Genomic DNA, 25,464 nt, shown 5'->3' with positions numbered 1-25,464 from the left:
ATTCTTGGAAGTACTCCGGGGGTACGCCCGGCGGGTTGTAGTTTTACTACAAATCGCTGACAGATACACCCCTCTGCCAGAAAAAGTTAGTAGTAAAACTACAGGGGCGCGAAAAGACAGGAATGCCGGCGCCTCGCCGCCCCCCTCAGGAAAGATCATGAGCCTGCCGTCCCTGGCCGCTGTGCCGGCCACGTTGAAGCCCCTCGCCGAACGGGCGGAGCAGAATCTCCGCGCCGCCGTCTCCCAGCTTTCCCCCGAACAGATCGCCAGCTTCGAGTCCTGGCCCGACGAGCGGCATGCCGATTTCGCCCGCGTGGCGGCCGGCAGCGATTTCGTCGCCGAACAGGTGCAGCGCGATCCTGCCTTTCTATTGTCGCTGGCCGCGACCGGCGAGCTGGAGCGTGCCCTGCAGCCGGGCGAGATGCTCGTCCAGCTGGAAGCGCTGCTGCGCGAATGCGCCGACGAGGACGAGCTGGGCCGCCGCCTGCGCCGCTTCCGCCGGCGCCAGCAGATGCGCATCATCTGGCGCGACCTGACCCGGCGTAGCGACCTGGCCGGTACCTGTCGCGACCTGTCGGATCTCGCCGACGTCTGCATCGACCAGGCCTATCAATGGCTGTACGTGCGCCACTGCCAGCAGTTCGGCACGCCCATCGGCCACCGTTCCGGGCTGCCGCAGCATCTGATCGTGCTGGGCATGGGCAAGCTGGGGGCGGGTGAGTTGAACCTGTCCTCGGACATCGACCTGATCTTCGGCTACCCCGAGGGCGGCGAGACCCAGGGCGTCAAGCGCACGCTGGACAACCAGGAGTTCTTCACCCGACTGGGACAGAAGCTGATCAAGGCGCTGGACGCCATTACCGTCGACGGTTTCGCCTTCCGCGTCGACATGCGCCTGCGTCCCTACGGCTCCAGCGGTCCGCTGGTGCACAGCTTCGCCGCGCTGGAGCAGTACTACCAGGACCAGGGCCGCGACTGGGAACGCTACGCGATGATCAAGGCGCGGGTGGTCGGCGGCGACCAGGACGCCGGCCAGCGCCTGCTGGAGATGCTGCGCCCGTTCGTCTACCGCCGTTACCTGGACTTCTCCGCCATCGAGGCGCTGCGCAGCATGAAGCAGCTGATCCAGCAGGAAGTCCGGCGCAAGGGCATGAGCGAGAACATCAAGCTGGGCGCCGGCGGCATCCGCGAGGTGGAGTTCATCGCCCAGGCCTTCCAGCTGATCCACGGCGGCCGCGACCTTAGCCTGCAGCAGCGGCCGTTGCTGCGCGTGCTGGCGATTCTCGAAGGGCAGGGTTACCTGCCGCCGCAGGTGGTCGCCGAGCTGCGCGAGGGCTACGAATTCCTGCGCTACGCCGAGCACGCCCTGCAGGCCATCGCCGACCGGCAGACGCAGATGCTGCCCGAAGACGAGCTGGAGCGCATCCGCGTCGCCTTCATCATGGGCTACGCCAACTGGTCGGCTTTCCACCAGGCCATCACCCAGTGGCGCGAGCGCATCGACTGGCACTTCCACCAGGTCATCGCCGACCCGGACGAAGACGAGGACGGCAAGGTCGACACCACCATCGGTGGCGAGTGGATCCCGGTCTGGGAGGAGGCGGTGGATGAGGCGTCCGCCTGCCGGCAGTTCGCCGATGCCGGATTCACCCAGCCGGCGGCGGCCTGGAAGCGTCTGACCGACCTGCGCCACGGCGCCCAGGTGCGCGCCATGCAGCGCCTGGGTCGGGAGCGGCTGGATGCCTTCATGCCGCGCCTGTTGAACATGATCGCCGAGCGCGGCCCGGCGGATGTGCTGCTGGAGCGCGTGTTGCCGCTGATCGAGGCGGTGGCGCGGCGTTCGGCCTATCTCGTGCTGCTCACCGAGAACCCCGGCGCGCTGGAGCGCCTGCTGACGCTCTGCGCGGCCAGCCCGATGGTGGCCGAGCAGATCGCCCGCTTCCCGATCCTGCTCGATGAGCTATTGAATGAAGGGCGGCTGTTCCGCCCGCCGCAGGCCGCCGAGCTGGGCGCCGAGTTGCGCGAGCGGCTGATGCGCATCCCCGAGGACGATCTCGAACAGCAGATGGAAACCCTGCGCCACTTCAAGCTGGCCCATGCCCTGCGCGTGGTGGCCTCGGAGATCGCCGGGACCCTGCCGCTGATGAAGGTCAGCGACTACCTGACCTGGCTGGCCGAGGCGATCCTCGAGCAGGTGCTGAGCCTGACCTGGGAACAACTGGTGCAGCGCCACGGCCGTCCGGTCCGCGCCGACGGCACGCCCTGCGACCCGGACTTCATCATCATCGGCTACGGCAAGTCCGGCGGCCTGGAGCTGGGCCACGGTTCGGACCTGGACCTGGTGTTCATCCACGACGGTGATCCGCAGGGCGAGACCGACGGCGCCAAGTCCATCGATGGCGCGCAGTTCTACACGCGCCTGGGGCAGAAGATCATCCACTTCCTCACCACGCAGACGCCGTCCGGCGCGCTGTATGAGGTGGACATGCGCCTGCGCCCGAGCGGTGCCTCCGGCCTGCTGGTCAGCTCGCTGCGCGCGTTCGAGGCGTATCAGCTGGGCGAGGCCTGGACCTGGGAGCACCAGGCGCTGGTGCGCGCCCGCGTGCTGGCGGGCTGCAAGCGGGTAGCCGGGGCTTTCGAGGCGATCCGCGCGAAGGTGCTGGGCCAGCAGCGCGACCTGGCCGAGTTGCGCAGGGAAGTCAGCGAGATGCGCGCCAAGATGCGCGACAACCTCGGCACCTCCAGCACCGCCGCCGGCACCGCGCCGAATGCCTTCGAGGCCGCGTCGCCCTTCGATCTCAAGCAGGACGCCGGTGGTATCGTCGATATCGAATTTATGGTGCAATACGCGGCCCTGGCCTGGTCGTGGCAGCACCCGGAACTGGTGGAGTTCACCGACAACATCCGCATTCTGGAAGCGCTGGAGCGGGTCGGGTTGATGTCCGGCGAGGATGTCCTGCTCTTGCAGGACGCCTACAAGGCCTACCGGGCGGCGGCGCACCGATTGTCCCTGCAGAAGCAGCCGGGCGTGGTGAGCGGTGACCACTTCCATTCAGAACGCCGCATGGTGATGGCGATGTGGAAGGCCTTCGAGCTGACCTGACTCACCCGGCTTCCCCCGTAAACTCCCCTGAAGCCCTGGCGAACATGACGATGGTCGCCAGGTCGGCGGGGTTGGAACCTGAACAGGACTGGCGGGTTCTGGCACTGCGTCAGGTCACAGGGAGTGACGAAATCCGCCCGGCCGGCATGCCGGCTGGGCTAGACTGCGGGCATTCGATGCTCGGCGCCCGAGGGCGCCGCACGGCTGGACAAGATGAATGGAGTACGGGGAGGCGTGAGCCTCCCCGGTCGTTTTTCGGAAAACGCATGAGAATTCTGATCGTAGGCCCCTCCTGGGTGGGCGACATGGTGATGGCGCAGACGCTGTTCCACTGCCTGAAGCAGCGCCATCCCGACTGTGTGATCGACGTGCTGGCGCCCGACTGGAGCCGGCCGATCCTCGAACGCATGCCGCAAGTGCGCCAGGCCCTGAGCTTCCCGCTCGGCCACGGCGTGCTGGATATCGCCGCGCGCCGGCGCATCGGCAAATCCCTCAAGGGGCAATACGACCAGGCCATTCTGCTGCCGAACTCGCTGAAGTCGGCGCTGGTGCCGTACTTCGCCGGTATCCCCACGCGCACCGGCTGGAAAGGCGAGATGCGCTATGGCCTGCTCAACGACATTCGCGTGCTGGATAAAGAGCGCTACCCGCTGATGATCGAGCGTTTCATGGCGCTGGCCTATGAGCCCGGCGCCGAGCTGCCGCAGCCTTATCCACAACCGCGCCTGTCCATCGATCCGCAGAGCCGCGATGCCACGCTGGCCAAGTTCGGCCTGAGCCTGGACCGCCCGGTGCTGGCGCTGTGCCCCGGCGCCGAGTTCGGCGAGGCCAAGCGCTGGCCGGCCGAGTACTATGCCAAGGTCGCCGAGGCCAAGATCCGCGCCGGCTGGCAGGTCTGGATCTTCGGCTCGAAGAACGACCATCCCGGTGGCGAGGACATCCGCTCGCGGCTGATCCCCGGCTTGCGCGAGGAGTCGGTGAATCTGGCCGGCGAAACCGCCCTGGCCGAGGCCATCGACCTGATGTCCTGCGCCGGCGCCGTGGTCACCAACGATTCCGGCCTGATGCACGTGGCCGCCGCGCTGAACCGCCCGTTGGTGGCGGTCTACGGCTCCACATCGCCGCAGTTCACCCCGCCCCTGGCCGAGCACGTGGAAATCGTCCGCCTCGGCCTGGACTGCAGCCCCTGCTTCGACCGCGTGTGCCGCTTCGGCCACTACAACTGCCTGCGCGAGCTGCAGCCGCAGCCGGTGCTGGCCGCACTCGACCGTCTGGTCGCGGATCCGGTCGACGTGGAATGAGGGTCCTGCTGATCAAAACGTCGTCCCTGGGCGACGTCATCCATACCCTGCCGGCACTTACCGACGCCGCCCGCGCCATTCCCGGCATCCAGTTCGACTGGGTGGTCGAGGAGGGCTTCGCCGAGATTCCCGCCTGGCATCCGGCGGTGGCCCAGGTGATCCCGGTGGCGATCCGACGCTGGCGCAAGAATCTCTGGCAGACCCTCAAGAGCGGCGAGTGGAGCCGTTTCAAGCGACGCCTGAAGGAAGTCGACTACGACCTGGTGATCGATGCCCAGGGGCTGCTCAAGAGCGCCTGGCTGACCCGCTACGTACGCCGTCGCACGCCGGTTGCCGGGCTGGACCGCGAGTCCGCCCGCGAGCCGGCCGCCAGCCGCTTCTACCGTCGCACTTACCCGGTCTCCTGGGGCCAGCACGCCGTCGAGCGCGTGCGCCAGCTGTTCGCCCAGGCGCTGGACTACCCGCTGCCCGCCGGTACCGGCGACTACGGCCTGGACCGCAGCCGCCTGCTGGATTCGACGGAGAGCGAGCCCTACCTGGTGTTCCTGCATGGCACCACCTGGGTGACCAAGCACTGGCCCGAGGTCTATTGGCGCGAACTGGCCCAGCGCATGGGCGAGCGCGGCTGGTCGGTGCGCCTGCCCTGGGGCAACGACGCCGAGCGCCAGCGCGCCGAGCGACTGGCCGAGGGCTTGGAAAACGCTTCGGTGCTCCCCAGATTAAGCCTCGCAGGCATGGCCAAGGTACTGGCCGGCGCTTCCGCCTGCGTGGCGGTCGACACCGGACTCGGACACCTGGCCGCCGCCCTGGACGTGCCGACCCTCTCGCTGTTCGGTCCGACCAATCCGGGCCTGACCGGCGCCTACGGGCGTTCGCAGGTGCACCTGGCCAGCGACTGGCCCTCGTGTGCGCCCTGCCTGCAGAAGACCTGCACCTACCAGCCGACGGCCGAAGACAAGCGCCAGTTCGACCTGCGGCATGAACAGCCTCTGTGCTTCACGCGCCTGAACCCCCAGCGCGTGGCGACCCAGCTGGAGGCACTGCTGCTGGCTCCGGAGACGCTGCGATGACCCTGGCTTTCGTCCTGTATAAATATTTCCCGTTCGGCGGGTTGCAGCGCGACTTCATGCGCATCGCCCTGGAGTGCCAGCTGCGCGGCCACGCCATCCGCGTCTACACGCCGATCTGGGAGGGCGAGGTGCCGCCCGGCTTCGACGTGCGCGTGGCGCCGGTGAAGTCGCTGTTCAACCATCGCCGCAACGAGAAATTCAGCGCCTGGCTGGCCGCCGATCTCGCGCGTTCGCCGGTGGATCGGGTGATCGGCTTCAACAAGATGCCGGGCCTGGATCTGTACTACGCCGCCGATGGCTGCTTCGAGGACAAGGCGCAGACCCTGCGCAACGCCTTCTACCGTCGCTGGGGCCGCTACAAGCACTTCGCCGACTACGAGCGCGCGGTGTTCGCGCCGGAGTCCAAGACCGAGATCCTGATGATCTCCGAAGTCCAGCAGCCGCTGTTCATCAAGCACTACCGCACCCCGGAGGCGCGCTTCCACCTGCTGCCGCCGGGCATCGCCCAGGACCGGCGCGCCCCGGCCAACGCGGCCGAAATCCGCGCCGAGTTCCGCCGCGAATTCAAGCTGGCCGACGATGACCTGCTGCTGGTGCAGATCGGCTCCGGCTTCAAGACCAAGGGCCTGGACCGCAGTCTCAAGGCGCTGGCCGCGCTGCCGCGCAGCCTGCGCAAGCGCACCCGCCTGATCGCCATCGGCCAGGACGACCCCAAGCCGTTCCTGCTGCAGGTGAAGGCGCTGGGCCTGTCGGACAATGTGCAGATTCTCAAGGGCCGCAGCGACATTCCGCGCTTCCTGCTCGGCGCCGACCTGCTGATCCACCCGGCCTACAACGAGAACACCGGCACCGTGCTGCTGGAGGCCGTGGTGGCGGGGTTGCCGGTGCTGGTTACCGATGTCTGCGGCTACGCCCATTACATCGCCGAGGCCAGGGCCGGTCGGGTGGTGCCGTCGCCCTTCGAACAGGAGCGTTTCAACGATCTGCTCAAGGACATGCTGGAAGACGACGCCGCGCGCGCCGAATGGTCGCGCAACGGCCTGGCCTTCGCCGATACCGCCGACCTCTACAGCATGCCGCAGCACGCCGCCGACCTGATCCTGCGGGAGCGCGCATGAACGCTTTTGCTCTCGTAGGAGCGAGCTTGCTCGCGAACCGCCCCATGCTCGGTACCAATCCGTTCGCGAGCAATGACGATGGCGTCCCCCTCGCTCCTACAAAAGAGGACGCGCAGTGAAGCTTGATTTGCGTGAACCCTTCAAAAGCCTGTGGGCCGGCAAGGACCCCTTCGTCGAGGTCGAGCGCCTGCAGGGCAAGGTCTACCGCGAGCTGGAAGGCCGCCGTACGCTGCGCACCGAAGTCGAAGGTCGCGGCTATTTCGTCAAGATCCACCGTGGCATCGGCTGGGGCGAGATCGTCAAGAACCTGTGCAGCGCCAAACTCCCCGTGCTCGGCGCCGGCCAGGAGCAGCGCGCCCTGGAGCGCCTGCACCAGGCCGGCGTGGCGACCATGACCGCGGTGGCCTACGGCGAGCGCGGCGGCAATCCGGCCATGCAGCACTCCTTCATCATCACCGAGGAACTGGCGCCGACCACCGACCTCGAAGTCTTTTCTCTCGACTGGCTGAAAGCGCCACCCGAGCCACGCCTCAAGCGCGCGCTGATCGCCGAAGTGGCGAAGATGGTCGGCACCATGCACCGTGCCGGGGTCAACCACCGCGACTGCTATATCTGCCACTTCCTGCTGCACACCGATCGCCCGATCAGCGCCGACGACCTGCGCCTGTCGGTGATCGACCTGCACCGTGCTCAGACCCGCGCCGCCACGCCGCGCCGCTGGCGCAACAAGGATCTGGCGGCGCTGTATTTCTCCGCGCTGGACATCGGTCTGACGCACCGCGACAAGCTGCGCTTCCTGCGTGATTACTTCGGTAAGAATCTGCGTGACATCCTCCGCGACGAGGCCGCGCTGCTGGCGTGGATGGAACGCAAGGCGGCCAAGCTGTACGACCGCAAGCAACGTTATGGAGACCTGCTCTGATGGCCGGCTGGGTACTCGAAGCCGACTACCTGCATCTGGCCGCCGATTTCGGCAGCCTGGATGCCGTGTTCTCGCTGGACGGCGAGCGCATCACCAAGGACGCGATGTCCGATGTGATCCGCGTCGAGCGCGATGGCGTGCGCTATTACGTCAAACGCTACCGCAAGCCGGGCAAGGGCTTTCGCCGCTATCTGCCGCGCCCGCGGGTGAAGGCCGAATGGCAGAACCTCAAGCAGTTCGCCAAGTGGGGCATCCCGACCGCCCAGGTGGTGGCCTACGGCCTGGAGCGCGTCAACGGCGGCTTCTCCCGTGGCGCGATCATCACCCGCGAGCTGGTCGGCACCGAGGACCTGCATGCCCTGGCCAAGCAGGACGATCCGCGCCTGAAGGATCGCGCCTGGGTCGAGCACGTCATGCGCCAGTTGGCCAGCTACACGCGGACCATGCACGACCGGCACTTTACCCACAACGACCTGAAGTGGCGCAACATCCTGGTGGACGGGGAGGGCACGGTGTATTTCATCGATTGCCCGATCGGTGATTTCTGGGTCAGCTTCATGCTGCGCTACCGCATCACCAAGGACCTGGCGACCCTCGACAAGGTCGCCAAATACCACCTTTCCTACACGCAGCGCCTGCAGTTCTACCTGCTGTACCGGCGCCGCGAACGACTGAACGCCTCGGACAAGAAGCGTGTCCGGCAGATCGTCCATTTCTTCGAGGGACGCGAGTGAAGGATTTCATTGCCAGCGATGACCAGGCGCTGCTCGAACGCAACGCCCTGGCCGATTTCGACGCCTTGTGGAACCTGCAACTGGAAGCTGTCGACGAACCCAACACCGAGCGTGGCGGCTGGAGCAGCGTCTACCGCGTCGAGCTGGACGGCACCGCCTACTACCTCAAGCGCCAGAGCAATCACCTGACCCGCAGCCTGACACGGCCGCTGGGCGAGCCGACGTTCAGTCGCGAGTTCCGCAACATCCAGCGCTATCACCAGCTCGGCATTCCGTCGATGCAGGCGGCCTTCTTTGGCGCGCGGCAGGTCGGCGGCGAGCGCCGGGCGATCCTGATGACCCGCGCGCTGGAGGGCTGGCGCGACCTGGACAGCTTCCTGCAAGGCTGGCCGAAGCTGGCGTCGGAGCGGCGCCAGGCTATCCTGCGCGCCTGCGGCATGCTCGCCCGCCGCCTGCACGAAGCCGGGCAGATGCACGGCTGCTTCTACCCCAAGCACATCTTTCTGCGCGAAACCGACGATGCCTTCGAAGCGACCCTGATCGACCTGGAGAAGACCCGCCCGCTGTGGTTCGGCCAGCGCGACCGCGTGCGCGACCTCGAGCCACTGCTGCGCCGCGCGCCGGACTGGAACGAGACCGACGTGCGCAACCTGCTGGCGGCCTATCTGGGCACCTCGGCCAGTGGGCCGGAGGTGGATGACTGGTACCGCCGCCTGGGTGCCCGCCGCAAGAAGAAGGAAGGCCGCGCATGAGGTTGTCCGCCTTGCGTGACGCCGGTCGCACACCCGCGCTGCCGCTGCGTGTCGAGCTGGAGGACGGCGCCGGCAGCGCTGAGCTGCGCCTGGACAGCCTGTTGCGCGTATTGCCCGGCCAGCGCTACGTCGGTGCGGCCAATTGGCGCGGACGTCCGGTGCTGGCCAAGCTGCTGGTCGGCGGCAGGGCCGCGCGGCACTTCCAGCGTGAGCGCGAAGGCGTGCGGCTGCTCGCCGAGCAGGGGCTGACCACGCCGGCGCTGCTGGCCGACGGCCTGAAGGACGGCGAGGGTGGCTGGCTGCTCTTCGAGTTCCTCGACGATGCCCGGAGTCTCTGGGACGCCTGGCGCGCCGTGGAAGGCGAACCGCTGCTGTCCGACGGGCAGGCCGCCGTCATCGCCGAGGCCCTCACCGCCATCGCCCGGATGCACGCCAAGGGCCTGTGGCAGGAGGACCTGCACCTGGACAACCTGCTGCGCCACGCCGGCACGCTGTACCTGATCGACGGCGCCGGCATTCGCGCGGAAACCCCCGGCCAGCCGCTGTCGCGCAAGCACGTGCTGGAAAATCTCGGGGTGTTCTTCGCCCAGTTGCCAGCCAGTCTCGATCCGTATCTGGAAGAGCTGCTGATCCACTATCTACTGGCCAACGGCGAACACGCGCTGCCGCTGGAGGCTTTGCAGAAGGAAATCGCCAGGGTTCGACGCTGGCGCGTCGGCGACCTGATGAAGAAGATCGCCCGCGACTGCAGCCTGTTCAGCGTATTCAAGGGGCCGTTCGGCCTGCGCGCGGTGCGTCGCGAGGAAGAGGAGGGCCTGCAGCCGCTGCTGGACGATCCGGATTCCTACATAGATCGCGGACATGTCTACAAGACCGGCGGCGCCGCGACTGTCGCTCGCGTCGAGCTCAATGGCCGCCCGCTAGTCATCAAGCGCTACAACATCAAGAACCTGCTGCACTGGTTCAAGCGCTTCTGGCGCCCCAGCCGCGCCTGGGCCTCGTGGCGCGAGGGCAATCGCCTGGACTTCCTCGGCATCGCCACACCCAAGCCATTGGCGGTCATCGAGCGCCGCTGGCTGTGGTTGCGCGGCCCGGCCTTCCTGATTACCGATTACCTGGCGGGTCAGGATATAATCGCCCGTTTCAAACCCTACCTGGACCAACCGGAGGGGGGCGGCCTGCCGCCGGAAACAGACCTTGCAGCCCTGGACAGACTGTTCGCGGCGCTGGTGCGCGAACGCATCAGCCACGGCGACCTCAAGGGGCACAACCTGTTCTGGCAGGAGCAGGGCGAAGGCGGGCAGTGGTCCTTGATCGACCTCGATGCCATGCAGCGTCACTCGCGAGAAGCGAGCTTCGCCCGCGCCTATGCCCGTGACCGTGCGCGCTTCCTGCGCAACTGGCCAGAGGGCAGCGCACTGCACCAGCTGCTCGACGAACGTTTACCGCGGGTGCCTGGCACCCGCCCAGATGAAAGAGGCTAGACCCTGTGGCATTGACCATCCTCGGCCTGTCCGGCGCCGTAAGCCATGACCCTTCCGCCGCCCTGTACATCGACGGCAAGCTGGTCGCGGCCGTCGAAGAAGAGCGCTTCGTCCGCGACAAGCACGCGAAGAACCGCATGCCCTACGAGTCGGCCAAGTTCTGCCTGGAGCAGGCCGGGATCAAGCCGTCGGACGTTGACGTGGTGGCCATTCCCTTCGCCCCCATCAGCATCTTCGACAAGGCCCGCTGGCACTACGCCAAGCGCTACGCCTACGCGCCGGACCGCGCGCTGGACGCCATCCTGCTCGGCAACCGCCGTTACCACCGCTACTACAAGCGCATCCAGTGGTGCCTGCAGCAGCTCGGCTTCGACCTGAAGAAGACCAAGATCCAGCCGGTCGAGCACCACCTGGCCCACGCCTCCAGCGCCTACCACTGCTCGGGCTTCAAGGAGAAGACGGCGATCCTCGGGATCGACGGCAAGGGCGAGTACGCCACCACCTTCTTCGGCTACGGCGAGAACGGCAAGATCCACAAGATCAAGGAGTTCTACGATCCGGACTCCCTGGGCGGCCTGTACGGCGCGATCACCGAATACCTCGGCTTCGACATGCTCGATGGCGAGTTCAAGGTCATGGGCATGGCGCCCTACGGTGACGCCAGCAAGTACGATTTCTCCCGTCTCGCCAAGTTCGAGAATGGCGAGCTGATCATCAACACCGACTACGCCAACGTCATCGGCTTCCGTCGCTACAAGGAAAAGGGCAAGGGCTACTACTTCTCGCCCAAGCTGATCGAGTGGCTCGGTCCGAAGCGCGAAGGCGACATCGCCGACGATCCCTACATCCACTATGCCGCCAGCATCCAGGCGCTGTTCGAGAAGCTGGCGCTGGAGATGATGGATTACTACCTGGGCGACATCATCCGCGAGACCGGCAAGGTCGCCTTTGCCGGCGGTTGCGCGCTGAACGTCAAGCTCAACCAGAAGATCATCGCCCGTCCCGAGGTCAAGGAGCTGTACGTGCAGCCCGCGTCCAGCGACGCCGGCACCGCGGTCGGCGCGGCGGCCTATGTATCCTGGGAGCGCGGCGTGCCGGTCGAGAAGATGGAGCACGTCTACCTCGGTCCGGAATACAGCAACGAAGACGTCATCGCCGCCTGCGCCCGCCACGAGGCCAAGCCGGCCTGGCGCAAGATCGACAATGTGCCCGAACTGATCGCCAAGGTGCTGGTGGACGGCAACCCGGTGGCCTGGTTCCAGGGCCGCATGGAGTTCGGCCCGCGCGCCCTCGGCGGCCGCTCGATCATCGGCTGCCCGAGCGTTCCCGGCGTCGCCGACCGCATCAACGCGCAGATCAAGTTCCGCGAGCGCTGGAGGCCCTTCTGCCCGTCGATGCTGGATACCGTCGGCCCGCAGATGTTCAAGATCGACCATCCGGCGCCGTTCATGACCTTCACCTTCGAGGTCAACGAAGAGTGGAAGACCCGCGTGCCGGAAGTCGTGCATGAAGACGGCACCTCCCGCGCCCAGGTGCTCAAGCGCGAGTTCAACCCGCGCTACTACGACATGATGAAGGAGCTGGAGAAGCTCACCGGCAACGGCGTGGCGCTCAACACCTCGCTGAACCGCCGTGGCGAGCCGATGATCTGCTCGCCGACCGACGCCCTGAACATGTTCTACGGCTCGGACCTGCAATACCTGATCATGCAGGACATCCTGGTGGTCAAGGATGGCGCGGCGGCCTATGACTCGCTCGGCTGAACCGCGCGTCCTGCAGTTCTGCCACGGCTATGACGGGCCGTTCCTCGACTGCGCCCGTCAGTACGCCAGCCTGTTCGCCGGCACCGGCTACCGGGTCACCACGGTGTTCCTCACCGGGGCGCCCGATGTCGAAGTAGCTTCCGGCTGCGCCAGCGACGAGGTGCTGTTCCTCGACTACAGCTCGCGGGATATCCGCGGGCTGAAGCTCAAGGCGATCCGCGACCTGCGCGAGATCGCCCGCTCCCGCGACTTCCGCTTCTGCATCGCGCACCGCTTCAAGCCGACCTGGATCGCCATGCTCGGAACGAAACTGCCGATCATTGGCGTGCACCACGGTTTCGGCGATTTCCAGCGCCTGGGGCGCAAGCTGTTCGCGCGCATCTTCGCCGAGCGTCTGAGCCTGCTGGGCGTCTCCAACGCGGTGCGCGACGAAATCCGCGCCTGCCTGCCGGCCTGGCCGCAGGAGCGTATCGAGACGCTGTACAACCGTATCGACGTCGACGCATTGCAGGCCGAGCAGGTCGACCGCTACCCGGCGCGCCAGCACCTGGGGCTGGCGGACAACGCCTGGGTGGTCGGCAACGTCGGCCGCCTGCACCCGGACAAGGACCAGGCCACCCTGCTGCGCGGTTTCGCCCAGGCCCTGCCGCGCTTGCCGCACAACAGCCTGCTGGCGGTCCTCGGCAAGGGCCGCCTGGAGGAAGACCTCAAGGACCTGGCCCGTGAACTGGGCATCGCCGAACGCGTGCTGTTCCTTGGCCAGGTTCCCGATGCCAAGCGCTATTTCAAGGCGTTCGACGTGTTCGCCCTGAGCTCCGATCACGAGCCCTTCGGCATGGTCCTGCTGGAAGCGATGGCCGCCGGTGTGCCGCTGATCGCAACCGCGGGCGGCGGCGCCGGCGAAGTGGTCGAAGGCGTTGGCATCCTGTTCCCGCTGCGCGACGAGAAAGCCCTGGCCGAAGGCCTGGGACACATGGCGGCGCTCGACCGTGGCCAGCGCGAGGCGTGCGCGCAGCAGATGGCGCAGCGCCTGCAGACGCGCTTCTCCGATGACGCCGTGCGCCGGGAGTTCTGGAGCCTGCCGCTGGTGAAGGCGCTCATTGCCGGGCGTTGACCGTCGCCTTATCGCGTTGGAGGGATATGACGTGAGCGATTCGAAAGTCTTCCTGCTGGATTGCACATTGCGGGACGGCGGTTACTACAACAACTGGGACTTCGACGCGGATCTGGTTCGCGAGTACCTGCAGGCTGTTGCCAGCGCGGGTATCGACTATGTCGAGTTGGGCCTGCGAGGGTTTCCCCGTCACGGTTTCCGCGGCGGATACGCCTACAGCAGCGATGCCTTTCTCGCCAGCCTGCCGCTGGTGCCGGGTGTCTGCTATGGCGTGATGGTCAATGCCAGTGAGCTGGTCCAGCATGCCGAAGGGCCGCTTGCCGCTGTGGCGCTTCTGTTTGCCTGTGCGCAGGGGTCCCCGGTCGACCTGGTGCGCATTGCCAGCCATGCCCATGAGTTCGAAGCGGTATTGCCCGCTTGCCGCTGGTTGAAGCAGCAGGGTTACCGGGTCGGCATCAACCTGATGCAGATCGCCGAACAGTCCGACGAAACCATCCTGCGATTGGCGGCATCGGCGCAGCAGTTCGGGCTGGACGTGCTCTATTTCGCCGACAGCATGGGCAGCCTGTCGCCCGTCGACGTACGCGCGATCATCGCCCTGCTGCGTCGTGAATGGGACGGTCCGCTGGGGATCCACGCGCATGATAATCGCGCGCTGGCCCATGCCAACACACTCGAGGCCATCGCCGCTGGCGCGACCTGGGTCGACGGCACCGTGCTGGGCATGGGGCGCGGCCCGGGCAATGCGCGCATCGAATACCTCGCCATGCAGCACGGCAAGCGCAATCTCTCGGCGCTCCTGCAACTGGTTTCGAGGCGCTTCCAGCCGATGCAGCAGCGCTACGGCTGGGGCACCAATCCGTATTACTACCTGGCGGGAATGCATGGCATTCACCCCACCTACGTCCAGGAAATGCTGGCCGACTCGCGTTACAGCGATTCGGACCTGCTGGTCGCGATCCAGGCGTTGCGCACCAGCGGTGGCAAGAAGTACAACCCGGACACCCTTGAGGCATCGCGGCACTTCTACCACGGTGCTCCTCGGGGAGAGTGGGCCCCGCAGGAATGGCTGGCCGACCGGGAGGTACTGCTGCTCGGCAGCGGGACCGGCGTGGTCAGGCATCGCGATGCGATCGAGCATTACATCCGCAAGGCCGACCCCGTGGTGCTGGCGCTCAATACGCAGACCGACATCTCACCGGAGCTGATCCACCTGCGGGCGGCCTGCCATCCGCTACGGTTGATGGCCGATGGCGCCGAACACGTGCAGTTACCGCAGCCGCTGATCACACCGGCGAGCATGTTGCCCGAGGATGTGTTGAATTCCTTGAAGGGCAAAGCGCTTCTGGACTTTGGTTTGTCCATCGACAGGCAGGGCTTTGGTTTCCAGGCCCGGCACTGTACATTGCCGACGTCGCTGGTGGCGGCCTATGCCCTGGCGGTCGCGGCCAGCGGCAGGGCCCGGCGGGTCCTGTTGGCGGGGTTCGACGGCTATCCCGGCGAGGACCCGCGCAATGTCGAGGTCAACGATGTACTGGAGGCTTATCAGGCCCAGCACGCGGTGCCCGAACTACTTGCGGTAACACCGACCCGCTACCAGGTTCCCTGTTCTTCCATTTATGCCCTTTGAGTCATCTATGTCCGTTCAGCCCGATTACGCCGTGATCATTCCTGCTCGCTACCAGTCCAGCCGTTTGCCGGGCAAGCCGCTGGTGGAGCTGGATGGCGTGCCGATGATCGTGCGCACCTATCGACAATGCCTGAAGGCCTGTCCGGCCGAGCGGATCTACGTCGCGACCGACGATGAGCGGATTCGCCAGGTATGCGAGGCGCATTCCATCGCCGTGCTGATGACTTCCGGGGACTGCCTGACCGGTACCGACCGACTCGCCGAATGCGCGCAGCAACTGGCGGCGGACGTGTTCATCAACGTGCAGGGCGACGAGCCGGTCTTCAATCCGGACGATCTGCTGCGCGTGATCGAGGCCTGCGGCCAGTGGCCGGGCGAGGTGCTCAACGGATTCTGCGCCATCGAGCAGGAACCTCAGTTCCGCAGTACGAGCACGCCCAAGGTGGTCATGCGTCCCGATGGCCGTCTGCTCTACATGTCCCGTGCGACCATTCCCGGTACCAAGGCGGACGAGTTCGTCAAGGCCTGGCGCCAGGTCTGCCTGTACGCCTTTCCGCGTGCCGCGCTCGAAGCCTTTGCCGCCTGCACGAGCAAGACGCCGCTGGAAAGTCTGGAGGACATCGAGATCCTGCGTTTCCTGGAACTGGGCTGGGAAGTCCGGATGCTCGAGCTGTCGCAGGACTCCATCGCCGTGGACAACCCCGAAGACGTCGAGACGGCCGAGGCAGCCATTCGGGCGCGGGGGCTGTGATGCTGCGGGATCTCGCCGACTACCGCTGCCTGGTGTTCGATTGCGATGGCGTCGTGCTGGACTCCAATGCGGTGAAGACGCGGGCGTTCCACGAGGTCGCGTTGCCGTTCGGCGCTGACGCGGCGCAGGCCTTTGTCGATTATCACCAGGCCAATGGCGGCATATCCCGTTACCGCAAGTTCGAGTACTTCCTGCGGGACATCGCGGGGGCGGCGGATGCCCAGGCATTGCTTCCCGGACTTCTCGAACGGTATGCCGCCGCCGTGCGCCAGGGGTTGCTGGACTGCGCGGTGGCGCCGGGCCTGCAGGCGTTGCGGGCGCAACTGCCGGAGAGCCGCTGGCTGATCGTTTCGGGGGGTGATGAAGCCGAGCTGCGCGACGTGTTCTCCGTCCGCGGTCTGGACGGCCTGTTCGATGGTGGCATTTTCGGCAGCCCGACACCGAAGGACAGCATCCTCGCCCGCGAACTGGCCAGCGGCAATATCACCGGTCCGTCCCTGTTCCTGGGAGACAGCCGCTTCGATTACCTGTGTGCCCATGAGGCCGGGCTGGATTTCGTCTTCCTTGACGGTTGGAGCGAGTTCCACCACGCGGCCGTTTTCTTCGCCGACAAGCCTGTCGCGGTGCGCCGCGATATCCAGGCATTGCTCGGCAGCGAAGGAACCCCATGACGGCTGTGACCCTGGAGGCAGGGCCTTCCGGCGAGCGTACCTTGCACCTGCCTGGCGGGCAGGCGCGCCGTCTGCCGTCCTGGCCGGGGCTGCGCAGCAGTCGTGGCGGGGCAGTCTTCATCATCGCCTCGGGACCTTCGGTGGCTGAGTTTCCCCTGAAGGATTACGCCCATGTGCCAATGATCGCGATGAATGGCTCCATTGCCCGCTTCGAGCAGGAGGGCGTGCGCCCGTTCTTCTACCTTTGCGACGATGCCGGCGTGGCCGAAAAGAAAAGCACCGCCGTTGCCAGTGGCATTCATCTGTCGCAATGGGCGGCGCTGGGGATGGAGGCCATGAAACGGTTGTACGCAAAGGAGCCGCAGGCGCTGCTGGCGGAGAACCTTCTGCTGATGGAACGGGTCAATCGATGGGTGGATGTGCCCCAGCGTTCCGACCGCGCCTTCGCCTGGTCGGCCCGGAAGGACCCGGATTTCGTCATGAACTGGTCCTTGCTGAGCCAGGCCGCCAACCGGCTGGGTTTCAGCCGGAACTTCGGTCGGGGCTACTTCTCCGCTCGCACCATCGCCTACGTCGCCATCCAGCTGGCGTACTACCTGGGCTTCGACAAGGCGTTCTTGGTGGGCGTGGATATGAATTCGTCACTCGGGCAGTTCTATGATCCTACCGGTACCCAGGTTAAGAGCCGTCTGGACGACGATTTCGACGGGCACATCCTGCCGAATTTCAACCTGCTGGCGCGGCAGGTCATCGACTCCGGCTTCCAGGTGTTCAATCTTTCCCGCGAGAGCCGCCTCCCTGGCGAGTTGATCCCCAAGGTCAGCCTTGCTCAGGTCCATGAACTGATGACCTCGGCGGCATCGCAACCATTGTCTCCAGAGGTGGGCAAGCCGGTATGAAGGTCCTGTTCCTGGTCCAGAAAGAACAACGCGCCATCCTCGATCGCCTGTATGACGGCATCGCCGAGCATTGCGAGTGCGACCTGCGCTGGCTGACCAGCGACGAGCAGGCCAACCTGCGCCGGTATTTCCGTGAGCACGTGGATGTCTCGAAGTACGACCGTATCCTGTTCTTCCTGCGCTTCAAGAAGGAAATGCGCCAGGCCTCCTTCATCCGCAGCGTGCCGAACCTGGTGATTCTCGAGCACGATGCCTACCAGAACTACATCCCCTGCAAGTACACCGGGAAGTTCAGCGCGCATTACCGCCGTCTGCCCTGGGCGCGAGTGATCAGTTCCGGCTTCATGGTCAGCGAACGCCTGCGCCAGGAAGGCTTCGACGCGGTCTTCGTGCCCAAGGGCTACGACCAGAACCTGCTGCATGACCTGGGCCGGGAGCGAGATATCGAGCTGGCCTTCGTCGGCAGTACCGGTAGCGTCGCCTACAGCGGCCGCAAGGCGCTGCTGGATGAGCTGGGCAAGGTAGAGAACCTGTTGGTCACCAAGACCAACTCGGGGGAGGACTACCTGAATACCCTCAACCGCATTCGCTTCTTCGTCAGCGCGGATGTCGGCATGGAGGAGTACATGATCAAGAATTTCGAGGCTATGGCCTGCGGCTGTGTGCTCCTGGCCTACGACCAGGGTGAGGCGGAGACCCGCGCGCTCGGCTTGCAGGATATGCACAACGTGGTGCTGTACCGCGATGTCGCTCAGCTGCGCAGCAAGCTGCAGATGCTTCGAGAAGACCCGCAACAGGTGGCGCGGATCGCCGAAGCGGGGCGGACGCTGGCGCAGGAGGGCTTCGGCTTCGGGCAGATTGGCGCCCGGATCGTCCAGGCCATGACGCCGCCTCTGCGCGAGCGGCCGCAGCCGGGGATGCTGGAACGCCTGCGCCTGGCCCTGGGAGTCTGAACCGTGTCCAGTCCAATGGCCGTTGCCGACGGGGCTGTGGAGTACCCGCTGATTTCCGTGCTGGTGCCTTGTTACAACCGCGAATGCTACATCGAAGAGACACTGCTGAGCATTCTCGAGCAGGACTATCCGAACTTCGAGTTGATCGTGGTGGATGACGGTTCGCAGGACGCCAGCGTCGAGAAAATCCAGGCCCTGCAGCAGCGTCATGGATTCCAGTTCTATCGACAGGCCAACCAGGGTGTCAGTGCCGCGCTCAATACCGCCTTGATTCATGCCCGTGGCGAGCTGGTGGCGACGCCGGACTCCGATGACATCATGATGCCGGGGCGCCTGATGCTGCAGGCGAGCTACATGCGGGAGCATCCCGAGGTCGGTTGCCTGGGGGGGCGGGCTGTCTACATCGATGCCAATGGCAAGGTGCTGAAGGGTAAGCGGGGCCAGATGGTTCGCGGTTACGACTTCGCTGAGCTGCTGGGACATGCCATTGCCGTGGGTGCCACGGTGGCGATGTATCGCCGCGAGGCCATCGAGCGGGTCGGCCGCTATGACCCGCGGATTCGTATCCAGGATTTCCAGATGACCCTGAAGATCGCCTATCTGGGCTATCGGGTCGAAGTGCTGCCGGAGGTGGTCAGCGGTTACCGTCGCCACGAGGGCAACCTGTCGAAGACGGCCTACAAGGGTCAGCTCGAATACGACCGCATGGCCGTTGCCCCCTACCGCGACCATCCGGCCTATGCCGCGGGCATGACCTGCATCGTCAACAAGGCGCTCAAGCAATCCGTGCTCAGTGAAAAGCGCTATGCCTGGTCGCTGCTGCTGCGGCTGCCGCCCTGGCGCTGGAACCGTGTCACCTTACGGCGGATTCGCCATTTGCTGTTCAAGTTCGGCTAGGAAGACGTTTTACCGATGAAGGATGTGATTGCGCACGCATGGGGGGGCTGGTGCCCGCGTCGGACTCCGACCGGAACCAGCCAGCGGCTGGGTAGCAGGATCGCCGAGGCGATGCTCGGGGTCGGGGTGCTGTGGAGCATTGGCGGCGTGATGCTGACGCCGACCATGAAGTTCTATTTCAATATGGTCCTGCTGTTCGTCTACCTGCCCGCCCTGTGGCTGTGCATCTCCCGCCGGCAGGAAATCGGGCATCTGTTCCGGACCCACAAGGAAATGTGGCTGCTGCTGGCGCTGTTTGGCTGGGCGGTCCTGTCGCTGCTCTGGGCCAAGAGCGGCGGGCATCCGCTGGGCGTGCTCAAGCGCGTGGCCCTGTTCATGCTGCTCATTCTGGGCTGGGTGCTCTGGGGGCGCGCGGATGAGCGGCGGCTGCGCCTGGCCATGCTCTCGCTGGCGCTGGTGAGCGGTCTCTACAGCATTGCCGCCCTGATACTGACCCCGGAGTACGGTGGCGGGCGGCTGAACGGTTTTGGCGGGTTCCTCGACAACCCCAATGCGGCGGCCTATTCGATCGCCTTCGTCACCGTGATGTGCGTGCCGCTGTTGCCGCGCCGGGGTTGGCGACAACTACCCTGGATCATCCTGCTGGCTGCCTCGCTGGCCTACGTGGCACTGTGCGGTAGCCGGGGCGCCCTGCTGGCCCTGATGGTCACGGCGATCTTCAGCCTGATCCTGGTGCCCGGTCGGGTCGCCAAGTTGCTGCCACTCTTGCTGCTGCTGGGCGGTGCGACCCTGTTCGTCGTCAAGCCAGAACTGATAGCGCGGGGCGATGCCCATCGCTTTGAACTGCTGCGCAGTGCCTGGCCGTTGATTCAGGAGCACTTCTGGGCGGGGGTTGGTTTGGGGGGTGACTATTCGGTGCTCATTGGCCGCATTAGCTTCCGCAACGGGGCGCATAATTTCCTGGTACATACCGCCCTCCAGTATGGCGTACCGGCGCTGTTGGTCTTCCTGCTGCTGTGGGGGATGATCGGTCTCCACGCCTGGCGATGCCGGGCGCGGGCGCTGGGGGTGTCGGTGATGCTGCTCTGGGTGTTCTCCAGCGTGGCCATGCAGTTCGATGTCTTCAGCCTCTGGGAGCGCACGCGCGCCATGTGGCTGATGCCCTGGGGCGTCATCCTGCTGGGTCTGTGCCTGGAGCGCTGGCCGCAGGTGCGGCCGGCGGTCATGGAGCCGAACTGAGGATCCGCTTGAGTTCCGGCAAGCTCCAGCGTACCTGGCTGCGTGCGAGGTAGGCCTGCGACAGGCTGTCGGTGTTGCCTTCCAGCAGCCAGCGACGATCGTTGGCGTAGCGCAGCATATGGGCGAAGTTGCGCTTGCGCTGCGGACGGGACAGAGCACGGCGCTGTTTCTTCATGTCCGCCACATCGATCAGGCCGAGCGTGCCTTGGGGCGTTTTCACCACATTGCCCAGGTGCAATGAGCGGAAGTACACGCCCTGGTCGTGCAGCTCAGCGATCAGCGTGCCCAACTGGGCCGCCAGTCGCACATCACCCTCGCCGGCGGCGATGACCTGGCGCAGGGTGTCGCCCGGCAGTGGCCGATAGTGCACCGCATCGCGGGCGATTTCGGGAATGCGATAGACCGCGATGATCTTTGGACAGGGGACTGCCAGGCGTTGCAGTGTCTCGGTGTTATCGGCAAAGCGCTGGGCATACGGATAGAACGCCGCCGAGGAAATCAGCCGCTTGCGACGAAACAGTTTCAGGAAGTTGCCATCGGCCAGTCGCAGGACCTTGTCGCCGTGTTTGTCGGCTTCCAGCACCTGGGCGCCAGCGCGCAGCGATTCGTAGGCGGGGAGGGCGAGGTCTTGCATAACGAGGTCCTGTTCGAGAGCCGGCTATAGTAGCCCAGCCGCCGGGTAAACGAGAGCGCTGTGTTATAATCGCCGACCTTTTAAGCGTGCGACTCCTACATGTCCGGTAAAGAACCCCAGGCACCTTCGAGCCTGAAGATCTACCTCCGACTGCTCTCCTATGTGCGCCCGTACATCGGGATGTTCCTGCTCAGCATCATCGGCTTCCTGATCTTCGCGGCGACCCAGCCGATGCTGGCGGGCATCCTCAAGTATTTCGTCGACGGCCTGGCCCATCCGGACGCCAAGCTGTTCCCCAGTGCGCCGTGGCCCTGGCTGCGCGACCTGTCGCTGCTGTATGCCGTGCCGCTGCTGGTGGTGCTGATCGCGGTCTGGCAGGGGATCGGTTCGTTCCTCGGCAACTACTTCATCGCCAAGGTTTCCCTGGGGCTGGTACATGATCTGCGTATTGCGCTGTTCAACAACCTGCTGACCCTGCCCAACCGCTATTTCGACAGTAACAACTCCGGCCACCTGATCTCGCGCATCACCTTCAACGTGACGATGGTCACCGGTGCCGCCACCGATGCGATCAAGGTGGTGATCCGCGAAGGCATGACCGTGGTCTTCCTGTTCATTTCGCTGCTGTACATGAACTGGAAACTCACCCTGGTGATGCTGGCGATCCTGCCGGTCATCGCGCTGATGGTGACCAGCGCCAGCCGCAAGTTCCGCAAGCAGAGCAAGAAGATCCAGGTGGCGATGGGCGATGTCACCCATGTGTCCTCCGAGACCATCCAGGGCTACCGCGTGGTCCGCAGCTTCGGCGGCGAACCCTACGAGCGGGCCCGCTTCCTGCACGTCAGCAGCGAAAACACCAACAAGAACCTGCGCATGAACAAGACCTCGGCGATCTACACGCCGATGCTGCAATTGGTGATCTACAGCGCGATGGCGGTGCTGCTGTACCTGGTGCTGCTGCTGCGCGGCGACGCCACCGTCGGCGACCTGGTGGCGTACATCTCAATGGCCGGCCTGCTGCCCAAGCCGATCCGCCAGCTCTCCGAAGTCAGCTCGACCATCCAGAAGGGCGTGGCGGGCGCTGAAAGCATCTTCGAGCAGCTCGACGAGAAGCCCGAGGTGGACAACGGCACCGTCGAGCGCGAGCGGGTGAACGGCCGGCTGGACGTGAAGAACCTCAGCTTCACCTACCCGGGCACCGGGAAACAGGTGCTCAAGGACCTGAATTTCAGCGTCGAGCCGGGCCAGATGGTGGCGCTGGTCGGCCGCTCCGGCAGCGGCAAGTCGACCCTGGCCAACCTGATCCCGCGCTTCTACGACCACAGCGACGGGCAGATCCTGCTCGATGGCGTGGACGTCGAAGACTACAAGCTGAGCAACCTGCGCAAGCACATCTCGCTGGTGACCCAGCAGGTCAACCTGTTCAACGACAGCGTGCTGAACAACATCGCCTATGGCGATCTCGCCAGCAAACCGCGCGAGGCGGTGGAGAAGGCGGCTGATGATGCCTTCGCCCGCGAATTCATCGATCGTCTGCCCGAAGGCTTCGAGACCGAGGTCGGCGAGAACGGCGTGATGCTCTCCGGCGGCCAGCGCCAGCGCCTGGCGATTGCCCGCGCGCTGCTCAAGGACGCCCCGGTACTGATCCTCGACGAGGCCACCTCGGCGCTGGATACCGAGTCCGAGCGGCACATTCAGGCGGCCCTGGAGAAGGTGATGGAAGGCCGCACCACCCTGGTCATCGCCCACCGCCTGAGCACCATCGAGGCGGCGGACCTGATCCTGGTGATGGACCAGGGCCACATCGTCGAGCGTGGCAGCCACGACGAGCTGATCGCCCAGAACGGCTACTACGCTCGCCTGCACGCACGGCAGTTCGCCGACGACCCGGCCGAGGCCGCATCCCACGCCGAGCAGTCGGTATGAGGCCTGTGCGGAACGTCCCGACATGCTGAACCGCCTGCGCCTTTTCCGCGAACGTGGCTGGACGCCCATCGCGGCGGCTGACTATGCCGCCGCCTGGCAGACCTTCGGCGGCAGCGTCGCCACCCACCCGGACGTGGTCGAACGCCTGGCCGGCCTGGCCGGCATTCCGGTGCGCTACCTCGGCTGGTTCGAGGGCGATGAGCTGCGCGCTGCCATGCCGACCTGGGGACATAACCTGGCGCTGTCCAAGGACGTGCTCAAGCGCGAGGGCAAGAAGGCCCTGTTCGACCTGGGCAACGCCGAGATCATCCTGCCCATCGCCGAGGGCGCCCGCATCGAGCTGCGGCACAAGGTGCGCTACCTCTCCGAACTGAACCGCGAGCAGGTCAGCGACGCCCGCGAGCAGCCCGAGCAACTGGCGATGAACCGCGCGCCGGCCGACTTCTCGAAGAAATTCCGCTACAACCAGCGCCGCGAGCAGCGCCTGCTGGAAGAGGCGGGCGGCGTGCTGCAGCCCATGAGCGAGCTGAGCCCCGAGGAGCAGGCGCGCATCTATGCCGACCTGTTCCAGCGCCGCTGGGAGTTCGAAGTGCCGGGCAAGGCGCGCCTGACGGAAGTCTTCACCCTGATGCGCGAATTCATGCGCGGTTCCCTGGTGCGCCTGGACGGCGAGCCGGTGGCGATCCAGATTCTCTACCGGGCCGAAGCGCCAAAGTGGATCAGCGTCGAATACATCAACGGCGGCGTGGCCCCGGAGAACCGCGAGTTCAGCCCCGGCAGCGTGCTCAGCTTCGTCAATACGCAGGAAGCCTGGGCCGAGGCCGAAGCGCTGGGCAAGCCGCTGCGCTACTCCTTTGGTCGCGCCGACCGTGAATACAAGGATCGCTGGTGCCACCGCGTGCCGGTGTTCCAGGTCTGACTTCAGGCTCTTCGTAGGAGCGAGGGGGACGCCCAGTTCTTGCTCGCGAACCAATCCCGCTGCGGAGGTTGTTCGCGAGCAAGCTCGCTCCTACAGTTCGCGCACGGCGTCTTGGTCTGTGCGCAGGAGCGGACTCCGTCCGCGATTGGCTCTAACGGAGATCGACCATGAGCGCCCGCAAACAGCACCTGCTCAAACAGCACCGCCGCAAGAAGCGCGCGGTCCTGCTCATCGCCTTGCTGGCGCTGGTCCTGCTCGGCATCTTCGTGCCCTGGTGGAGCCTGCCGCTGGCCGTGGTCCTCGGCTGGGTGGCCCACGAGGCCTGGTTCGCCGACCACCTGTTCTACTCGCCACGCGACGACTATCGCTATGACTTCCCCGCGGGTTCCATTGCCCTGCCGGTGTCCCTTGGCGCGCATGGCCTGCACGTCGCCGAAGGCGCGCTGCCGGAGAACGAGGAAACCCTGGTGCTGGAAATCGAGGTCAAGGCCTCGCTGCTGGGACGCTGGCTCGACCCGCAGGTACTGATCGCGGGCGTCGAGGAGGACCGCCAGGACTTCGAGCGCGGTGTCAGCGGCAAGCGCTACATCAACCTGTCCGGCCAGGGTGAAGCCCTGCGTAGCGGTTGCCTGCGCATTCGTAGCCGTCATTGCCGGCTGGCGCGGCAAGGCGTGTTGCACGCCTTCCGCAACCCGGACTACGCGCAGCAGCGCCTGCTGATCGTCGCGCCCCACGCCGATGACGCCGAGCTGGCCGCCTTCGGCCAGTACAGTCGTTGCCGTGATGCCTGGATCGTCACCCTGACTCAGGGCGAGATCGAGGCCGAACACTACCAGCGCCTGGGCCTGGACAAGGCCGCCGCCGCTCGCCTGAAGGGCCGTCTGCGCACCTGGGACAGCCTCGCCGCGCCGCTCTGGGGCGGAGTACCGGCCGAGCGCTGCGTGCAACTGGGCTACTACTGCCTGCAATTGCCGGCGATGGCCGCCGAGCCGAGTCAGGCCTTTGCTTCGCGCGAGTCCGGCGAAAGCGATATCCGCAGCGTACGCGGCTTCAACCCGCTGCCGTTGCCCGGCGATCGCGACGGCGCAGCGACCTGGCTCAACCTGGTGGCTGACCTGACCACCCTGATCGAGCACATCCGTCCGGAGGTGATCCTCACCGCCCACCCGGAACTGGACCCCCACGCCGACCATGTCCACGCCACCCGCGCAACGCTGGAGGCCATCGCACACAGCAGCTGGAAGCCGCAAACCCTGCTGCTCTACGCCAACCACCTGCACGACAACGACCGCTGGCCGATGGGCCCGGCCGATGGCGGCATCGCCCTGCCACCCTGTATCGAGGCATTGCCGGCCGACCCGCTGTGGAGCCCGGTGCTGGATGCCGCGACCCGCATCGACAAGGCCCAGGCCCTGGCCCTGCAGCACGACCTGCAGACCCCGCTGTCCGGCAAGAAACGCCTGCGCCGGCTGATCCAGCGCGTGCTCGCCGGGCGTCAGTGGCCGGTCACCGGCGACGACGAATTCTTCCGCAAGGCAGTGCGTCGCCACGAGCTGTTCTGGGTGCGCAAAGTCCCGTAGAGAT

At 65.8% G+C, this 25,464-nt stretch carries 21 protein-coding genes; 20 read left to right on the top strand and 1 reads right to left on the bottom strand.

Going from position 1 to position 25,464, the window contains the following annotated elements; genetic code table 11:
- The first annotated feature begins 157 nt into the window (after positions 1-157).
- The 17 genes from glnE to H681_RS22515 all read left to right on the top strand — a co-directional run bounded on the left by glnE (position 158) and on the right by H681_RS22515 (position 20,401).
- A complete protein-coding gene (gene glnE, locus H681_RS22595) occupies positions 158-3,103 on the top strand; it encodes a bifunctional [glutamate--ammonia ligase]-adenylyl-L-tyrosine phosphorylase/[glutamate--ammonia-ligase] adenylyltransferase (protein WP_015479215.1) in 2,946 nt (981 codons plus the stop codon).
- Between the two features lie 266 nt (positions 3,104-3,369).
- A complete protein-coding gene (waaF, locus tag H681_RS22590) occupies positions 3,370-4,404 on the top strand; it encodes a lipopolysaccharide heptosyltransferase II (RefSeq protein WP_015479214.1) in 1,035 nt (344 codons plus the stop codon).
- Positions 4,401-5,474 carry a lipopolysaccharide heptosyltransferase I gene (waaC, locus tag H681_RS22585; RefSeq protein ID WP_015479213.1) on the top strand — a complete coding sequence of 358 codons (1,074 nt, stop codon included), beginning with the start codon at positions 4,401-4,403 and terminating at the stop codon, positions 5,472-5,474. The genes waaF and waaC overlap by 4 nt, the downstream gene beginning before the upstream one ends.
- Positions 5,471-6,592 carry a glycosyltransferase family 4 protein gene (locus H681_RS22580; protein WP_015479212.1) on the top strand — a complete coding sequence of 374 codons (1,122 nt, stop codon included), beginning with the start codon at positions 5,471-5,473 and terminating at the stop codon, positions 6,590-6,592. Before waaC ends, H681_RS22580 begins: the two co-directional genes overlap by 4 nt.
- A 115-nt stretch (positions 6,593-6,707) precedes the next feature.
- A complete protein-coding gene (gene rfaP, locus H681_RS22575; protein WP_015479211.1) occupies positions 6,708-7,514 on the top strand; it encodes a lipopolysaccharide core heptose(I) kinase RfaP in 807 nt (268 codons plus the stop codon).
- Positions 7,514-8,248, top strand: coding sequence for a lipopolysaccharide kinase InaA family protein (locus tag H681_RS22570; protein WP_015479210.1), 735 nt, complete (start codon positions 7,514-7,516; stop codon positions 8,246-8,248). The genes rfaP and H681_RS22570 overlap by 1 nt, the downstream gene beginning before the upstream one ends.
- Positions 8,245-9,000, top strand: coding sequence for a lipopolysaccharide kinase InaA family protein (locus H681_RS22565; RefSeq protein ID WP_015479209.1), 756 nt, complete (start codon positions 8,245-8,247; stop codon positions 8,998-9,000). Before H681_RS22570 ends, H681_RS22565 begins: the two co-directional genes overlap by 4 nt.
- The gene (locus tag H681_RS22560) at positions 8,997-10,484 is read left to right on the top strand and encodes a lipopolysaccharide kinase InaA family protein (protein WP_015479208.1); all 1,488 of its coding nucleotides are present in this window, start codon (positions 8,997-8,999) and stop codon (positions 10,482-10,484) included. The genes H681_RS22565 and H681_RS22560 overlap by 4 nt, the downstream gene beginning before the upstream one ends.
- Before the next feature lie 5 nt (positions 10,485-10,489).
- Complete coding sequence (locus H681_RS22555) at positions 10,490-12,247, top strand: carbamoyltransferase family protein (protein WP_015479207.1); 1,758 nt, start codon at positions 10,490-10,492, stop codon at positions 12,245-12,247.
- On the top strand, positions 12,231-13,361 hold the full coding sequence (locus H681_RS22550) for a glycosyltransferase (protein ID WP_015479206.1): 1,131 nt from the start codon (positions 12,231-12,233) through the stop codon (positions 13,359-13,361). Before H681_RS22555 ends, H681_RS22550 begins: the two co-directional genes overlap by 17 nt.
- Before the next feature lie 31 nt (positions 13,362-13,392).
- The gene (locus tag H681_RS22545; RefSeq protein ID WP_015479205.1) at positions 13,393-14,991 is read left to right on the top strand and encodes an aldolase catalytic domain-containing protein; all 1,599 of its coding nucleotides are present in this window, start codon (positions 13,393-13,395) and stop codon (positions 14,989-14,991) included.
- Positions 14,992-14,998: 7 nt separating this feature from the next.
- Positions 14,999-15,742 (top strand): 3-deoxy-manno-octulosonate cytidylyltransferase, encoded by a 744-nt coding sequence (locus H681_RS22540; RefSeq protein ID WP_015479204.1) that lies wholly within the window; start codon positions 14,999-15,001, stop codon positions 15,740-15,742.
- A complete protein-coding gene (locus tag H681_RS22535) occupies positions 15,742-16,413 on the top strand; it encodes an HAD family hydrolase (protein WP_015479203.1) in 672 nt (223 codons plus the stop codon). Before H681_RS22540 ends, H681_RS22535 begins: the two co-directional genes overlap by 1 nt.
- Positions 16,410-17,312, top strand: coding sequence for an LPS biosynthesis protein (locus H681_RS22530; protein ID WP_041712220.1), 903 nt, complete (start codon positions 16,410-16,412; stop codon positions 17,310-17,312). The genes H681_RS22535 and H681_RS22530 overlap by 4 nt, the downstream gene beginning before the upstream one ends.
- Positions 17,309-18,265: a glycosyltransferase family protein gene (locus tag H681_RS22525; RefSeq protein WP_015479201.1), complete on the top strand. Its 957-nt coding sequence runs from the start codon at positions 17,309-17,311 to the stop codon at positions 18,263-18,265. The genes H681_RS22530 and H681_RS22525 overlap by 4 nt, the downstream gene beginning before the upstream one ends.
- Positions 18,266-18,280: 15 nt before the next feature.
- Positions 18,281-19,162 (top strand): glycosyltransferase family 2 protein, encoded by an 882-nt coding sequence (locus tag H681_RS22520; protein ID WP_015479200.1) that lies wholly within the window; start codon positions 18,281-18,283, stop codon positions 19,160-19,162.
- Positions 19,163-19,177: 15 nt separating this feature from the next.
- Positions 19,178-20,401 carry an O-antigen ligase family protein gene (locus H681_RS22515; RefSeq protein WP_236620498.1) on the top strand — a complete coding sequence of 408 codons (1,224 nt, stop codon included), beginning with the start codon at positions 19,178-19,180 and terminating at the stop codon, positions 20,399-20,401.
- Here the strand turns inward: H681_RS22515 and H681_RS22510 are convergent.
- Positions 20,385-21,035 (bottom strand): lipopolysaccharide kinase InaA family protein, encoded by a 651-nt coding sequence (locus H681_RS22510; protein WP_015479198.1) that lies wholly within the window; start codon positions 21,033-21,035, stop codon positions 20,385-20,387. The genes H681_RS22515 and H681_RS22510 overlap by 17 nt on opposite strands.
- Positions 21,036-21,134: 99 nt before the next feature.
- Between H681_RS22510 and msbA the strand changes: the two genes are divergently transcribed.
- The 3 genes from msbA to H681_RS22495 all read left to right on the top strand — a co-directional run bounded on the left by msbA (position 21,135) and on the right by H681_RS22495 (position 25,460).
- Positions 21,135-22,961 (top strand): lipid A export permease/ATP-binding protein MsbA, encoded by a 1,827-nt coding sequence (msbA, locus tag H681_RS22505; protein WP_015479197.1) that lies wholly within the window; start codon positions 21,135-21,137, stop codon positions 22,959-22,961.
- Positions 22,962-22,983: 22 nt separating this feature from the next.
- Positions 22,984-23,880, top strand: a complete 897-nt coding sequence (locus tag H681_RS22500; RefSeq protein ID WP_015479196.1) for a GNAT family N-acetyltransferase — start codon at positions 22,984-22,986, stop codon at positions 23,878-23,880.
- Between the two features lie 167 nt (positions 23,881-24,047).
- On the top strand, positions 24,048-25,460 hold the full coding sequence (locus H681_RS22495) for a PIG-L deacetylase family protein (protein WP_015479195.1): 1,413 nt from the start codon (positions 24,048-24,050) through the stop codon (positions 25,458-25,460).
- The last annotated feature ends 4 nt before the right edge of the window (positions 25,461-25,464 follow it).

The sequence above is a fragment of the Pseudomonas sp. ATCC 13867 genome, assembly GCF_000349845.1.
GTDB lineage: Bacteria > Pseudomonadota > Gammaproteobacteria > Pseudomonadales > Pseudomonadaceae > Pseudomonas.
This window is presented reverse-complemented; position numbering and strand designations above follow the sequence as displayed.